At 39.4% G+C, this 14,966-nt stretch carries 12 protein-coding genes; 3 read left to right on the top strand and 9 right to left on the bottom strand.

What is annotated here, in order from left to right:
- Nucleotides 1–5 precede the first annotated feature (5 nt).
- Together ACULLG_RS13905 and ACULLG_RS13900 are read right to left on the bottom strand one after the other, a co-directional pair.
- A complete protein-coding gene (locus ACULLG_RS13905) occupies nt 6–3,401 on the bottom strand; it encodes a response regulator (protein ID WP_452127402.1) in 3,396 nt (1,131 codons plus the stop codon).
- A 152-nt stretch (nt 3,402–3,553) separates the two neighbouring features.
- A complete protein-coding gene (locus ACULLG_RS13900) occupies nt 3,554–3,973 on the bottom strand; it encodes a DUF2141 domain-containing protein (RefSeq protein WP_452127401.1) in 420 nt (139 codons plus the stop codon).
- Nucleotides 3,974–4,180: 207 nt separating this feature from the next.
- On the opposite strand from ACULLG_RS13900, the gene ACULLG_RS13895 reads away from it, so the two are divergent.
- Together ACULLG_RS13895 and ACULLG_RS13890 are read left to right on the top strand one after the other, a co-directional pair.
- Nucleotides 4,181–5,224, top strand: coding sequence for a serine hydrolase domain-containing protein (locus tag ACULLG_RS13895; RefSeq protein ID WP_452127400.1), 1,044 nt, complete (start codon nt 4,181–4,183; stop codon nt 5,222–5,224).
- 109 nt (nt 5,225–5,333) lie between these two features.
- The gene (locus tag ACULLG_RS13890) at nt 5,334–7,496 is read left to right on the top strand and encodes a TonB-dependent receptor (RefSeq protein ID WP_452127399.1); all 2,163 of its coding nucleotides are present in this window, start codon (nt 5,334–5,336) and stop codon (nt 7,494–7,496) included.
- Nucleotides 7,497–7,511: 15 nt separating this feature from the next.
- Here the strand turns inward: ACULLG_RS13890 and ACULLG_RS13885 are convergent, their stop codons facing one another.
- Together ACULLG_RS13885 and ACULLG_RS13880 are read right to left on the bottom strand one after the other, a co-directional pair.
- The gene (locus ACULLG_RS13885; RefSeq protein WP_452127398.1) at nt 7,512–7,934 is read right to left on the bottom strand and encodes a DoxX family protein; all 423 of its coding nucleotides are present in this window, start codon (nt 7,932–7,934) and stop codon (nt 7,512–7,514) included.
- A gap of 105 nt (nt 7,935–8,039) precedes the next feature.
- On the bottom strand, nt 8,040–8,519 hold the full coding sequence (locus ACULLG_RS13880; protein WP_452127397.1) for a GNAT family N-acetyltransferase: 480 nt from the start codon (nt 8,517–8,519) through the stop codon (nt 8,040–8,042).
- A 305-nt stretch (nt 8,520–8,824) separates the two neighbouring features.
- Between ACULLG_RS13880 and ACULLG_RS13875 the strand changes: the two genes are divergently transcribed.
- On the top strand, nt 8,825–10,624 hold the full coding sequence (locus ACULLG_RS13875) for a PorP/SprF family type IX secretion system membrane protein (RefSeq protein ID WP_452127396.1): 1,800 nt from the start codon (nt 8,825–8,827) through the stop codon (nt 10,622–10,624).
- Nucleotides 10,625–10,633: 9 nt separating this feature from the next.
- Here ACULLG_RS13875 and ACULLG_RS13870 read toward each other — a convergent pair whose 3' ends face one another.
- The 5 genes from ACULLG_RS13870 to ACULLG_RS13850 form a co-directional block, all read right to left on the bottom strand.
- Nucleotides 10,634–11,272, bottom strand: a complete 639-nt coding sequence (locus tag ACULLG_RS13870) for a DinB family protein (RefSeq protein WP_452127395.1) — start codon at nt 11,270–11,272, stop codon at nt 10,634–10,636.
- Nucleotides 11,273–11,360: 88 nt separating this feature from the next.
- A complete protein-coding gene (locus ACULLG_RS13865) occupies nt 11,361–11,963 on the bottom strand; it encodes an FMN-binding negative transcriptional regulator (protein ID WP_452127394.1) in 603 nt (200 codons plus the stop codon).
- Nucleotides 11,964–11,975: 12 nt separating this feature from the next.
- Nucleotides 11,976–12,731, bottom strand: coding sequence for a DUF3179 domain-containing (seleno)protein (locus ACULLG_RS13860; protein ID WP_452127393.1), 756 nt, complete (start codon nt 12,729–12,731; stop codon nt 11,976–11,978).
- A 130-nt stretch (nt 12,732–12,861) separates the two neighbouring features.
- Nucleotides 12,862–13,767, bottom strand: coding sequence for a DUF4382 domain-containing protein (locus ACULLG_RS13855; RefSeq protein ID WP_452127392.1), 906 nt, complete (start codon nt 13,765–13,767; stop codon nt 12,862–12,864).
- 150 nt (nt 13,768–13,917) lie between these two features.
- A complete protein-coding gene (locus ACULLG_RS13850; RefSeq protein ID WP_452127391.1) occupies nt 13,918–14,916 on the bottom strand; it encodes a DUF3500 domain-containing protein in 999 nt (332 codons plus the stop codon).
- Nucleotides 14,917–14,966 lie beyond the last annotated feature (50 nt).

Below are 14,966 nucleotides of genomic sequence, written 5' to 3'. Positions count from 1 at the left end.
ATCAACTACTTTTCGTGCATTACCATCATGGATTGCCAGTTTTCCGGTGTACCTTCTGAAAGGTATTTTTTGGTCTTGGTGATAAAATAGCGGGTTACAGAATCGTTTGGATTTTCTCCCAGAATTTTGTCAAACAAGGCAAGGGCATCAACAAATTTTTGCTCAAAAAATAATTTAATTGCCCGATCGTAATCCGGTTTTGTTTCCAATTTTAAGCTGATATTTTCCACAGGATCTCCGTCGATGCATTCGTATATGCCAATTGCTTTTTGCTTTCCTTTGACCTTGACCATTCCTAAATACCTAAAATTAAACCCGTTGGCATCGGTCATGGAATTTAAAGTATCCTCACTAATTATAATATTAGCGCCAAAATGCTTGGTCACACCCTCAACCCGTGAAGCACTGTTTACGGTATCGGCAATTACCGCTGGGTCGTTTCGTTGTGTATCCCCAATTATGCCCATAATCAATTGCCCCGTATGTAAACCCATCCCAACTGAGATTGGAGCATAATCTTTTTCCTTTACACGTCTTTTATTGTAAAGGGCCAGGGTTCTTTGCATTTCTATGGCCGCATCTAAAGCGGTTTCTGATTTATGTGGGAACAAGGCCATTATCCCATCACCCAAATACTGGTTCACGAAGCCCTGATTTTCTTTGATTATGGGTCCCATGCGACCCACATATGCGTTGACAAACTTAAAGTTCTGTTCAGGGGTCATGGTTTCTGCAAGTGTCGTGTAATCCCGGATATCGGAAAATAACACAGTTACATTTTTTTCGATATGATCTCCAAGTTTTACGTCGGTAATGGATTGTTTGCCCACGGATTTCACAAATTCGGAAGGCACAAATCTTGATGTAGCCCGATGAATAGTATTTAGATTGAGATGGGTCTTTATCCTACTGAGCAACTCATTTTTGGAGATGGGCTTGGTCAAATAATCGTTGGCACCAGAGTTGAAACCGGCTACTAACTCGTTTACCGTGTTTTTGGCCGTTAACAGGATTACCGGAAGGTCACTGGCTATATAACGTTCCCTGATTTTCTCGCAGACTTCGTAGCCCGAGAGTCCGGGCATCATTACATCAAGAAGCACAAGATTATATAAAATGTCCTTATCCAATGCTTCTAGAGCCTCCTTGCCCGAACTTGCTTCGGTAACCTCATACCCAGCAAGGGTCAAATGGTTTTCCAGAACTCTTCTGTTAATTGGTTCATCATCAACGATTAAAATTTTGGGAATTTCATGGCCTAAAACCCTCTTTTGTCCAGGTACCGGCAATTTTTTTTGAAAACTGGATAGGGATTGGACAAAATCAGTTGAAACGAGTGCTTCGGATTCAAAATCTTTCCGGTCCATTGCACTTAAGGGTAGGGTGAAGGTAAAAATGGAACCCTTCCCCACTTTAGAGGTTACCTTCACTATACCTCCATGCAGTTCTACCAACTGTTTTGTAACGGAAAGTCCCAGACCTGTACCTCCGTATTCCCTTTGGGTGGATCCATCGGCTTGTTCAAAAGAATTGAAAATGGTGTCTAATTTATCCAGCGGAATTCCAATACCAGTATCGGTGATGGATATTTTTAGCATTTTACCGTTTATTTCCGATAGCAAGGTTACATAGCCTTTCTGGGTAAACTTAATGGCATTCCCGATTAAATTGTGCATGATCTGCTGTAGTCGGTTTTCGTCAGCATCCACCAATGGCACTTCTTTAGGAATTGAATTGATAAGTTTCAACTTTTTATCTTGAACCAAAGGAAGGGACAATCGCAACACAATAGCGGACAAGGCATGAATATCAACAGGGCGAATGGATAGATCCAGGTCGTTGTTTTTCAATTTTGAAAAATCCAAAATATCGTTCACCAAGTGCGAAAGCCGTTTTCCGCTATTGGCAATCATATCCAAATTTTCCAAAGCGGCCTTGGGAAGTTTTCCTGCAATACCATCCTTAAGTGACTCCGTTAATCCTATAATACCTACCAATGGGGTACGAAGTTCGTGCGAAGTGTTGGCCAAAAATTCATCCTTGAGCTGATCTATTTTTTGAAGTTCGAGTACCCGTTGTTTTTCAATATCGGTTCTTTTGCGTTCTTCTATGATTATTCTTCTCTTTTCTTCGTCAGCTTGTTTTATCCGTTGGTTATGTTTGTATCTGTTGAAAGCAAAATATGTGAACAATAAAATAGCCAAAGCCGCACCAATAACAATGTTTCTTAAGGTGGTCTGCCGTTCAAGTTTAAGCCCCGTGATCTCTGCATCTTTTTCAAGTGCTGCAATGGCACCCTGTTTTTTTTCCGTTTCAAAACGCACTTGAAGCTCTTCAACCTGCTTGGATTTGGACTCATTGAACAAACTGTCCTTAACTGCAATAAATTTGTTTTTAAACGCCAACGATTTTTGATACTCCCCAGTTTCCTCATAAAGTTGCGAGAGCACATCGTAATTATCTTTAAGTATGGCTTTTGCTCCAATTTCTTCTGCTATTTCAATGGCGTTGCTTAAACGTATTTCTGCATTTCTATACCGCTTTAGCTTAAGATTGATAACACCCATTTGAGCATGACTCATTGCCAATTCTCGTTTTAAACCGAGTTTTTCACGTAAAACAAGCGCTTGATTGTGATAATCCAATGCATCTGCATAATTTTCTTGAAAACCATATACTTTTCCCAAGGCCTCATAGTCATAGGCCATACCCCAATCGCTTTTCGTTTCTTGATCAAGCGCCAAAGCCCTGTTCAAGTATTCCAAAGCCCGATCGTACTGTTCCATTTGCATATAGGTGTCCCCAATATTAAAGAGGCAATTGGCCATTTCGGTCTTATCACCAATTTCAGTGAAAAGATTGAGCGCACGGTTATAAGTATCCATGGCATCCAATTTTTTGCCTGTGTTTTTAAGGATTTCCCCCATCGCATTCAGGGTAGTGGCAATACTGAATGAATCATCCAATTCTTCATAAATCCTTAATATGGAATAATAGATTTCCAGGCTTTTGTCAAAATCCCCGACATCATCAAGAATAAGGGCTTTTTGGTATAGACCGTTTGCCATGGAAAAAGGATCTTTTTTGGTTTTATGAAAATCCAGAAACTTATCTATAAAACCCAGGGCTTCCGCATAGTTACCTTTTTGTCTTTCCAATACGGCGTATTGATAGTTGGCCAGTGATACGCCCCAAGGTATGTTGGCCGTCTCACTGATTCGATAAAAACTGTCAATATGTTTTTGGGCCAATTCCATGTTCCTTTGATAGGTGAGATGTTGCCATGAAATATCTTTTAAAATTTTCACCCGGGCGGAATCGGTTTGGGCATTGGGATAAATTTTCTGTAGACTATCAACAATTGCAGTTTGCGCCTTTACCGAAATAATGGAAAAGCACATAGCTAAAATTATGTGGATTGAGGTTTTTATGGTCTTGGTTTAAAGAGGTTGACGTACGGTTACTTAAATGTAACGCTTAAAGTGTAAAGCACAAAATAAAAGGGCGTACCCTTGGGACGCCCTTTAGTTGATTGATAACTAAATTTTGGTTCTTAAAATCTGATGTTGAATTTTAAATTTTCACCCTCCACTTTGAATTTGGCCGTCTCAAAGTTTGGTGGACCGTAAGACATATCGTTGCCCGATAGACCATAACTTTCCTTTGGCATTCCGTTGCTTTCAAAATCCATTCGCTTGTTCCCATTGGCATCATGTAGTGCCATAATAGCGTAGGTACCTTCGGGTACATTTTGAAAAGTAAACGATACTTTGCCGTTTTCAATGTTACTTTCTAAATTTTGAATTCCTGGGCCTTTCATAAAAGTGTTCTCAGTATGGAGGCTTACCAGCACTTTTCCATCGTCACTTAAAACGTTATCGATGGATACTTCAATGGTGTTTCCGAGATTTTCTTGGGAAAACCCTAAAAAGCAAGTCAACAATAATCCCAATGTTAGTGTTACAGTTTTCATAATGATTGTTTTTGATGTTTTTGATGCCTCAAATCTCCTTCAATCAAGAGGATTTAAAAATTTCAGGATACTGAATTGTCACTTTTATTGACTGAATTGAAACCCGGTAGGTCAGACCACGAATTAATCTATAACTGGCATATTTATTGATAAGATTTGAAACAGCTAAGGGACGAATCCAATATCCAAATAATCAAAAGCGACTACATGAGAACTCTTCTATATCCAATTTTTGCCATTTTATTGATAGCCTGCCAAAAAGACGATGCGGAAACTATACCTGAAGATTCCGAAAATCCAACCGACGTCATTCAAGATGGATTGAACATCACTCTGTTGCAAAAGGCTGTCAAAAATGCTTCGGAATCTTCCAATTTCCATGGGTTATTGGTAATAAAGGACAAGAAAGTGGTCATTGAGGAATATTTTAGGGGAAAAGGACCTGAAGATAGATTTCCAATTCGTTCCATTACCAAAAACTTTACTTCCGCTCTCACCGGAATAGCAATTGATCAAGGGTTATTGCCTGATTTGGATTATCAAATAAAAAATACATATCCGGAGCTAGCAGCAACTTCCAAGGAGCAAATCACGGTTGGACACTTATTAAATATGTCTTCCGGATTGAAATGGAACGAGGAACAAGAAGTTGTGGACTTGATCGAGTTGAAAATCCAAGACCCTATCAATGATCTATTGTCCCGTGATTTGGATACAGAGCCGGGAACTATTTTTAATTACAATACCGTATCACCCCATATTGTCACAGATATTATTGCAAAGAAATCGGGTGTTTCATTTAAAGACTATGCCATTGCCAATCTATTTAATCCTTTGGACATTTCATCATTTTCATGGGATACGGACCCAAGTGGAAATGTTTGGGGAGGTTTGGGATTGGAACTTAGGACTCACGACCTGATTAAATTTGGACAACTTTTTTTGAACAAAGGCATGTGGAATGGAAAAAGAATAATTCCAGAGGAATGGGTAAACCTTTCTTCAACCGCCCAAATAGATATACCACAGTCAACGACCAAATATAGTCTTCAATGGTATGTAGCCGATAATCTGGATCGCAAGGTATATTTTGGACAAGGTTTTGGAGGCCAGGTGTTAATGCTTATCCCAGAAGAAAACATGATGATCGTAGCCGTTCAGGAGTATCTTGTGACCTTTTCACAGAACAATGAACAGTGGAACAATTTCTTAAACAAAGTCTTCCCATTAATTTATCAAGCGATTCAATAAATCACTTTTGGCAAGAACAATTCAGTCTGGTTAAATAACAGTTCGGTAATTCAGATTGGCCGTTGTTTTTTTTCGCAAGCAATTTTGCGGTATCAAATAACGAACAGTCATGAAAAACCAGATTCTATTTTTAATCACTTTTCTATATGCAGGAATATTGGTTTCCCAAACCATGGTGTCCGGAACAGTAACGGATACCAAAAACAATCCCATAGTTGGGGCAAATGTGTACTTGGAAGGCACCTATGATGGAGCTTCGACCACAGAAGGTGGGAAATTCAGTTTTGAGACCACCGAAACAGGCACACAAACTTTGGTTATTTCCATGCTGTCCTTTGACGCCCATTATGAAATAGGAGATGTCAGATATTTTGAAAACCTACAGATTAAATTGATTGAGTCGATAAATGCTTTGACGGGAGTCACCTTGACAGCCGGGACTTTTGAAGCTGGTGACAACTCCAAGGTTTCCGTTTTAAAACCTTTGGATATTGTCACTACTGCTGGAGCTGCAGGAGACTTTGTGGCTGCTTTGCAAACTCTTCCGGGAACTACCACGGTCAACGAGGATGGACGACTTTTTGTTCGAGGAGGTTCGGCAGGGGAGACCCAAGTTTTTATAGATGGCCTTCGAGTTTTTCAGCCCTTCAATGCCACCGCAAACAATATGCCCACAAGAGGTCGATTTTCACCATTTCTATTTAAAGGGATTACATTTAGTACCGGAGGGTATTCCGCCGAATATGGTCAAGCATTGTCAAGTGTCCTCCTTTTAAACACGACCGATGTGCCCGATCAAGAGAAAACTGATATTGCCATGATGTCCGTTGGAGGGGGTGTGGGGCATACTAAGATTTGGGGCGACCAATCATTGAGCATAAACACCTCATATATTAATCTTTCACCCTACGAAACACTTATTCCTTCAAACAAGGGAGTTCGATGGAACAGCCCATACGAATCCGTCGCTGGGGAAGCCGTTTATAGGAGTAAAGGAGAAAAGAGCATGTTTAAATTGTACACGGGATTCAATCACGCCGATCTGGATATTGACCAAGAAGACATCAATTTTGAAGATTTTATCCGATTTAGATTGAAGAATAATAACCTTTATTTCAATTCGTCCTATAAATACTTTTTTGAGAATGATTGGAGTTTGAGTGCCGGAGCCGCCATTTCATGGGATACAAATAACATTGGATTGGTAGAGGATGTGGTGGAAGCAAAAGAAACAGCTTCGCATATTAAAGCCAAGGCGCGAAAGAGCTTTAGTAACAGGTTCAACATTACTTTTGGTTCTGAGTTGTTCCAAACCGATTTTGAGGAAACCTTTTCAGCTAATGATGGTTCTGTTTTTGAGAGCAATTATGACGACCAATTATGGGCAGGATTTATGGAAGCCGATATCTTTTTGAGTAACCATTTTGCCATGAAACTTGGGGTAAGGGGAGAAAATAGCTCGTTAATGGAAGATGTTACAGTTTCACCTCGCGTATCATTGGCATATAAACCAGGGGACAGGGGCCAGTTTTCATTGGCCTATGGGGATTTTTATCAAAATCCAATGTCAAACGTGGCCAAATTTGGTGAACCCCTTTTATCTGAGAAAACGTCGCATTATATTTTGAACTATCAATACGTTGGTGATGGCAAAACTTTTAGAGCGGAAGGTTATTATAAGGATTATGATAATTTGGTGAAATATGATACAGAACTGCCTCAATTTAACGCTGACTTCAGCAATTTGGGGAGTGGCTACGCCGCTGGTGTGGATGTATTTTGGAGAGATAACAAAAGCATTGACAATTTGGACTATTGGGTTTCTTATTCCTACTTGAATACGGAGAGAGACTATCAGAATTTTAGAGAACGGGCAACACCCAATTTTGCACCAAAACACAATTTCTCTCTAGTAACCAAATACTGGATGGACAAACTGAGGTCACAAGTTGGGTTTTCCTATTCCTATGGTTCGGGCAGACCTTATGATAATCCGAACACACCGGAATTTTTGGCTGAGAGAACAAAATCCTTCAACAATCTAAGCGTCAACTGGGCGTACTTGATTGACCAGCAGAAAATATTGTACTTCTCCGTAAATAATATATTGAGCTTTAACAATGTCAGCGATTATCAATACGCAAACACTCCGGATGTAAACGGAATTTACAACCGCAGAGCGATTACCCCTCCGGCGGACAGTTTCTTCTTTGTAGGTTTCTTCTGGACCATAAGCACAGATAAAAAGAGCAACCAGCTGGATAATTTATAACGCTTATACCTTAAGTTACTGTTGCATTTTTAAATAATAGTCTGCCGAGTGTTTTCCTGAGCCATACACAAAGAAAAAGATGCAGGCCAGCAAAGTGATTGTTGCCAAAATAAGATTGGTTGAATTCATCTCACCCAAAAAATTGGTCAAAACCGCACCAATTATTATGGGCAACTGTGCGGCAGCAGCCCACCGTGTAAGAAGTCCCACAACAATTAAAAAACCACCGACAAAATGAGCTGGGGCAATGTAGTGTAAAAGAATCATGCCTCCGGGCATTTCTTGAAAAGGCCTGACCATTACGGCCATTTGCTCGTGATTTGTCATAAATTCCACTCCCTTGTAAAAAAGAAATATTCCAAGGGCAACGCGCACTAAATCCAAAGGATAGTAGGTATGGGCATTTGCCCATTTGTTCAAATTTTTAACTGTTCCCATGACGTTGGAATTTTAAGAATAATCCTATAATATACTCATTTTTAATGGGATATGGAAATTATAAAAAGCTCTCAGTTCCAATAAAAATATGGGGATTGATTGGTGCTAGACCGGGCTTAAATCCAATTCCATTTGAATATCACTTCTTTCATATGGGGATGAGGTGCCGATCATTTCCCTGAAACCCAATTTCCTATATAAATTTAGCGCCGGGCCCAAGACTCGATTGCTCTCCAAATATAACTTGGTAGCACCAAGGGATTTGGCTTGTTTGATTATATGATTGCCCAATAACTTGCCTATTCCCTTACCTTGTGCTTTAGGTGACACCCCCATTTTTGCCAGTTCGTAATCAAAACCTGGCAAGTTACTTTTCATAAGTGCGCAAACACCTACGGGTTCATCGTTTAACAAGGCCACCGCAATGTAGCCCCCTTTATCCAAAATGTATTCTTTTGGATTGTTCAGGGATACCCGGTCCATTTCCTCAATTTTAAAATACTTTACAATCCATTCCTCGTTCAAAACCCTAAAAGCCTCATAATACGCTTCTGAACATGGAATAATTTTAATATTCTCGTCCATTTTAAATAAAATCATAGTAAGAAGAACAAAAATACTAGGAAATCCTTACATAAACACTGTTATAAAATGGAGGTAACTTGCTGTTTTACAAGAAAAAGAAAGAATTTGCGTTATACCAAAGTGATTATCGTCAATTAACCATGCTATTCAACGAGTAAATTGGTTTCTTAAGGATAAAACACTTATTATTACAATTAAGTTAATAGTACAACTCTTACAAGAATCCCAAATCTTGCTAATGAGACCAGACAAAAACCACATACCTGCCCCCAAACGGGTGTTTAACCTACTTAGACTTTTTAGCTATGGCTATAAAACTACCCCTGTATTTCAAAAATATCGATATAGGTCGTAATGCTCGACTTCTTCTATTGCTTTTACCGTGTTTGTTTTTCTTTGAATCAAACGCGCAGGAAGGCAATCCGTATGTTAGTTATGATGTACCCTTTCAAAATTTGTTGAAGTTCAATCGCTTTTTGATCAACCCAACATTTTCAGCCGTTCGAGAAGACAAATCGTATGTAAACCTATTTCACAGAAGTCAAAGTGCTGACTTTAATGACAACAATCAAAACTACTTTTTAAGCTATAGCGGTCGTCTTAATGATCGTGTTGGTTTAGGCCTAAGTTTGTACAATCAACAAGAAGGAGTTATCTCCAATCTTGGGGTAATGGCAAATTATTCACATGGAATTCAACTGGGCCAAAAAAGCAGCTTGAGCTTTGGTGTAAACATTCCCTATTATGTAAGCAGTTTTGATCCAGATAGGGCTATTACCGTGGATGATGACCCCTTGCTGAACGATGCGACCCAAAATTCCATCATTTCTTTTCAACCTGGTTTGAATCTCTCTTTGGGTAAATTTGATTTTGGTGTATTCGCCCAGAACCTAGTGGACTATAATATGAAATCGGGAAAATCGTTGACCGATTTCAACGAAAAAACCTTTTCAGGGCATATACAGTTTGCACATGAATTTAAAAATGGAGCAGGGATTTTTGAAGATGGAAGGCTTTTACCTTTGGCCAGAGCTCGCTTTGAAGGAAGTCAAGATCCCATTTTTGGGGGTGGATTGATTCTTGACCTACCCAAATTAGGATGGATTCAAGGAGGATATGACCAGTTTTATGGAGCCTCCGCCGGTACCGGTTTCAATTTGAACCGAAGATTGTCTTTCGGTTATAACTTTGAAAAAAACCTCAACAACAACTTTACAAATTTGGGCATAACACATGAAGTTTCCGTCGCATTTTCATTTGTGCCCAATATGTCGAGGAGCATCTTGGCATCCAATGATGAAGGCTCCACCCGAAAACCTATTGAAGGTACTTTTGTGGCAGATATTAAAAAAGAAAAGAAAAAATCCAAGAGAAATAAGCTGGAAACTGAAACTACTTTGAGACCGACCAACAAGGAAGATTTGGCTTTTTGGGAAGAACAAGTGAAACAATTAAAGGAACAACAGGAAGATAATTATGCTGTGATTAACGAATTGATCTTTAAAATGGATTCTTTGGAGAGAAATAGGCAACAAGACATGGAAAAGCGATTTGAGATGGTGATGCGCATGGTTAAAAAACAGACAGATAACAAACGCCCTGATGTTGAAGCCAATGCACAAAAACTGTATTTGGCTAAAAACACTTCAGACTTGGATTCCATTTACGATTCTTTGGAAAAAACACAGGTCGCTGCAAATACATCCACTAAACCTAAAACCAAAGTTCAGCTCAAACCAAAGGCGAAAGCGCCAACAAAGAAAGGAGCTTTTACTGGAGGAGCGTTTAAACCTGTTGAAAAGTTTATTAGTCTAGATGGCATAGGTAAAGGCCATTATATTGTTGCCAACGTCTTTAAAAATGAACGTTACCTCAAGAATTTCATGGCAGAACTAAAAGCCAAAGGCCTCGATGCGAGATCTTTTAAGAACCCAGACAATGGCCTAAACTATGTTTATTTGGCCAAATACCAAGAAAACGAAGATGCCTACGCTGCTTATAGATCAAAGATGAAAGGCGCCTATAAAGATGAAATTTGGATCATGCATGTGAACAATTCACGATACTCCGGATGGGCCGATACCAAGTTTCAGGACAACGAATAAGCAGTAGGCTTAAACACTAGGTAATCGTTTGACAATAAACTTCATTTGACCTCTATGATTGGATTCGTGTTCGCATACATGAAACCATTTACAATAGTTGTTCGTTGGTTTATTTTGAAAAAAAGGCTCTGATTTCTCCAACCAGCTATCATCTCTTTGGGCAAATTCTTGATGCGTGATTTCCCTTACTTCTTTCAATTTACCGAGATAAAAATCCACTTGATGTCCCTTGATTTCTTCTCTAGCATCTTTTCCCATAGACATTGGAACATCCCATTCAGCTTTTATTTCGTCGCTCCAAGAACCCCATTCCATTTCATTGAAGGTGTTGAGCTGATAGTATCTTTCCGTAGCGGCCAAATGTAAAAGCATTGCCCCAATAGAGTTTGATTTGTCATCAATCTGAAAATCTAATTGCTCCACGGTTAAATCTTTCACGGTATTGATTACCCAATGACGCATCATGGTCATAGTAGAAAGCAAAGTCCCAATTTCTGGTGAATATCCCTCTTTTGGGCCAATAAGGTAGAGGTCATCTATGGAACTTTTCTTTTCGTTGGAATTTCCAAAACTTTTATTTGGTGTAAGCGTAAGTCCAGCAGTGACCAAAGCAGTACCGGCCAAAAAATTTCTTCGAGATGTTTTCATGAAATAGGTGTTTAGAAGTAAAGCGTTGTTGTTTAGTTTCTTACAAGATACAAAACAGGGATCCTCTAATTGCTAAAACCTGAAATATTCAATCTTTTATAAGTTTTGCGACTGCGTTGCTTCCGTAATCTTTCCTTTCTGACAGCTCGGAAACTATTTTTGGATGATCTTGTGGTCGGGTCTGCGAAAGTTTATAGGCCGCTTGAATGTCCGTAATAGCAATTCGAAAGCCAACCACACCTTTTACCTGCCTAAGGGTTTTGGGAGATAAATCGTGAAGCGAAACTGGGTTTTTGGAATCCTTTTCGTATTTATTCACGAGTTTATCCAGTGATTCCATGGTCTCCTCTTCATTCAAAACTTTTAGTTTACCATAAACATGAACCGCAATATAGTCCCAAGTAGGCACCTCTTCTTCCTCGTACCATGAAGAGGAAACGTAGGCATGTGGACCATTAAATACGCATAAGACTTCTTTGGATTCTTGAAAAGCCTTCCATTGTGGGTTGGCTTTGGAGATATGACCTTCCAAAACATCCTTACCATTACTATCCAGATCCAATTCCAAAGGAATGTGTGTGGCCCAAGGTTTGCCATCAACCTGATTGATTAAAATTCCAAAGCTGTTTTCTCTTAAAAATGCTTTGACTTCGTCAACATTTTCATTTTTATAATAATGTGGAATATACAAGGTTGGAAAAATTCAGTTAGTATACTTTTTTACGATGTCGGAAACATCATCATATCGTTTCCAAGTTTTTGGGCGTTCGTAATCCAAACCGGATTTCATCACCTTGGCAGTGGGATAATTGTCCTTTATCTGCCCCCAGGTGGTGTCTTCCCAAAAAGTATCTTCAAGTTTTTGAAGCTTTACATTTTTAAGTGAACCTGATACTGCTTTATCGATTAGTGGCCACCAAAGACTTTCGGTTTCACGATCCCACAATACAAAACCGTCGAGCCCGTCCCATACTTTGGGGTCAAAATAGGTATATCCACTGAGTGCGAAGGTGAAAACTTTATCAGCATAAGTTCTTTTATAAACTGCTCCTAAATCTGCCAAGATGCAATAGGCAGCAAAGATGGGTTCACCATCCAACATATCATTGACCACCTCATGACGCGTTAGGTCGGCAACAGAATAGGCTTTGATATCATTTCCCTTTTTTGCCAACAAAAATCGACTGTCTGCGGTCCAAAGAGTATCCGCTTCCTGTACAGTTTGAAATTCTGGCTTTAAAAGTGCCGGAAATCGCTCACGGCCAATACCGTAATGAAATTGTGCCGGTTCCAACCCTAAATTGTCTATTACAAAGTGCTCAGTTTCGTTATCACCTCCGTACAGCAATTTAGTGCCATTTTTCTCAAAAAATTTACCATTTTCCAAGGCGCTTGGTCTTTGGGAAAATCCCAAAACTGTGAACAGTAGAAATAGTAAAGTCAGTTTATTTGGTTTCATGGGTTGCTTTTGAATTCATATGAGAAAGGTACGAAATTGTATTGACCAAAATTTGTTCAAGAGTATGAAAGACATAAAAAAAGCGGGAATTAATTCCCGCTTTTTATTTTATAAAATCTCGCAAAGGTTTTTATTCAATCACCTCTTTTTCCAATTGAAAATCTTGGACAGTTTTGTTGGCGACCGCTATTTCCACGTCAACGGTATCGCTTTTGATATACCCTTCCAATTCGGCAAACACTTTGTAAGAGCCTGCTTCCAGCCCCATAATAGTATAATTGCCATCAGCATCGCTAAAACCTGAAGTGTTTAAGGTGTCTGCTGCTAAGACGGATACCTGTGCACCCTCAAGAGCAACTTGCACTTCTTCTTCCAAAGTAGTAATACTTCCAACAAGGCTTCCGGCCGTGGAAAGGTTACTCACCTTAATTACCGGTTTAAAGTTGAATCCTTTAATACCATCTATTGATTTGGTATTGCCTTTGGCAACGAAAGAACGGCTCACATCAAAGTCCAACAACAAGTCTGCAGACAGCCCACCAGCAACAGTAATTCCTGGCTTTATGAATACTTTAATGCCGGTTTGTTCCCCACTAGGTACTTTCAGGTCAAAAGTTCGGCCATCTGTTAGGACAACGTTTACTCCTTTCACATAGATTCGCAACAGATCATATGTGCCCGCAGGAACATCTATGCTTGCAAGTTGCTCCGTAACTCCGTTGGTAAGCTCTAAAAGGTTTATATCCATTTCTTCCTCCATCAACGTAACAAAGGGAGAACCATCTCCGTCATCATCGGAATCCATATCATTGTCAGCGTTATCATCCATTTCATCATCTTCATTGTCAGTGTTTCGAGCTTCAAGCTTAAACACGGTTACATTCGCTTCAGCTACCATATCAAATGGAAAAGGGGCGTCCGTTAATTGTATAGTCAGTTTACCTGTACCATTGGCATTGGAATCGGCATCATCTGAACAGTTTATAAAGGTGAGTGCAAAGGCCATAAGAAGGCCTAGAAAGAGTTTAATTTTCATATTTGAGGCTTTTAAAACAGGGTGAAGGCACCCTTGGGGTTAATGTTTAGTGTTACCCCAAAAATGCAAATCTCTTGATTTAAAACCTTTCATATTTTAAGTTTTTCGATGAAATGCACTGATTTGTAAGCTTTTACCTTCAGTTTTTAGCTAATGGTGGTTGGAGTTTTGATAGTGTTCCCTAATTAGATCCCGTCCAAAATCACCATCAAAATCCCTCCAAACGGAATGGATGTGATTGGCATTGTTTTGAACATTGTCAAACTCAATCAAGAAACTTTTTCCTTGAATTCTATAATAATGTGGTTTTCCCGCTGAGGTAGCCCCTGCCCATCCAAAAAAGATATTTGAAATTTGTTCTTGCTTAACTCTTGCCATTCTTTTTTTAGCCAGTTCGTTTGGCATGGCGAAAATATATTCGCGAATCAGTTTCCAGAGTAACTCTTGTTGCTTTTGATTCAGGGCGTCCATGTTTATACCAATGGTTTCCAACGGTTTTACCTCCGATTCTATAAAAGTGGCAATCTCTCTCAAAGCGATTTTACGAAATATCGCCATGTTTTTTTGATTGGAATTCAAGGAATTGATCAGTTCCAACCCTAGATCTTCTTCTTGGGCCAAAACACGTTGGCCTTTTCTTTCTCCGGACAGGATTTTGGCAGGCGATGCCCCCATAAATCTTGGAGTCAAAGATATTTGGTCGCCTACCGTAGTGAAATTTAATGAAAGGTGATGACCTTCAAAGGACCAGCCCCATACATGATTGCTTTTTGGATCTCCATAAAAAGCGATATAATATTTTTCAGCATCCCTCATGTTTGAATTTCCTTCGAGTTCAAGAAGCACCTCTTCCAACGCAATAATTTTCTTGACTTTCTGGTACCCAGATTGACTAAGATGGCTTTGAAGCATGGTGTGAAAAAATTCTTTTTGGGAGGAATTGAGTTCTGCTAGCGAAACACCAGGTTTATCTAGCATGGAAGCAGGAAAAAAATGCCAGAGTTCTCTAGAATCATCCGTAAAGGCCAGCAATGCTTTTTGCTGTTGCTTTGGATTTAAGGAGTTTAGAAAATTGAGAGTTGAGGTTTGACCAAAGCTTAAGGTATAGACAAAACTAAGGATTAGAGTGGTGCATATTGTTTTGTACATGATTCGCTTTTTAGTAAAGATAGCAGAAAAGAGATGGACAATCCATGGTT

The organism is Flagellimonas sp. 2504JD1-5 (assembly GCF_053618295.1).
Note: the sequence above shows the minus strand (reverse complement) of the source record. Positions and strands in the feature narration are given on the sequence as shown.

What these genes read in the sequence shown, in the direction of transcription:
- ACULLG_RS13905 (WP_452127402.1), bottom strand. Translation starts at nt 3,401, where the DNA reads ATGTGCTTTTCCATTATTTCGGTAAAGGCGCAAACTGCAATTGTTGAT.
- ACULLG_RS13900 (WP_452127401.1), bottom strand. Translation starts at nt 3,973, where the DNA reads ATGAAAACTGTAACACTAACATTGGGATTATTGTTGACTTGCTTTTTA.
- ACULLG_RS13895 (WP_452127400.1), top strand. Translation starts at nt 4,181, where the DNA reads ATGAGAACTCTTCTATATCCAATTTTTGCCATTTTATTGATAGCCTGC.
- ACULLG_RS13890 (WP_452127399.1), top strand. Translation starts at nt 5,334, where the DNA reads ATGAAAAACCAGATTCTATTTTTAATCACTTTTCTATATGCAGGAATA.
- ACULLG_RS13885 (WP_452127398.1), bottom strand. Translation starts at nt 7,934, where the DNA reads ATGGGAACAGTTAAAAATTTGAACAAATGGGCAAATGCCCATACCTAC.
- ACULLG_RS13880 (WP_452127397.1), bottom strand. Translation starts at nt 8,519, where the DNA reads ATGGACGAGAATATTAAAATTATTCCATGTTCAGAAGCGTATTATGAG.
- ACULLG_RS13875 (WP_452127396.1), top strand. Translation starts at nt 8,825, where the DNA reads ATGGCTATAAAACTACCCCTGTATTTCAAAAATATCGATATAGGTCGT.
- ACULLG_RS13870 (WP_452127395.1), bottom strand. Translation starts at nt 11,272, where the DNA reads ATGAAAACATCTCGAAGAAATTTTTTGGCCGGTACTGCTTTGGTCACT.
- ACULLG_RS13860 (WP_452127393.1), bottom strand. Translation starts at nt 12,731, where the DNA reads ATGAAACCAAATAAACTGACTTTACTATTTCTACTGTTCACAGTTTTG.
- ACULLG_RS13855 (WP_452127392.1), bottom strand. Translation starts at nt 13,767, where the DNA reads ATGAAAATTAAACTCTTTCTAGGCCTTCTTATGGCCTTTGCACTCACC.
- ACULLG_RS13850 (WP_452127391.1), bottom strand. Translation starts at nt 14,916, where the DNA reads ATGTACAAAACAATATGCACCACTCTAATCCTTAGTTTTGTCTATACC.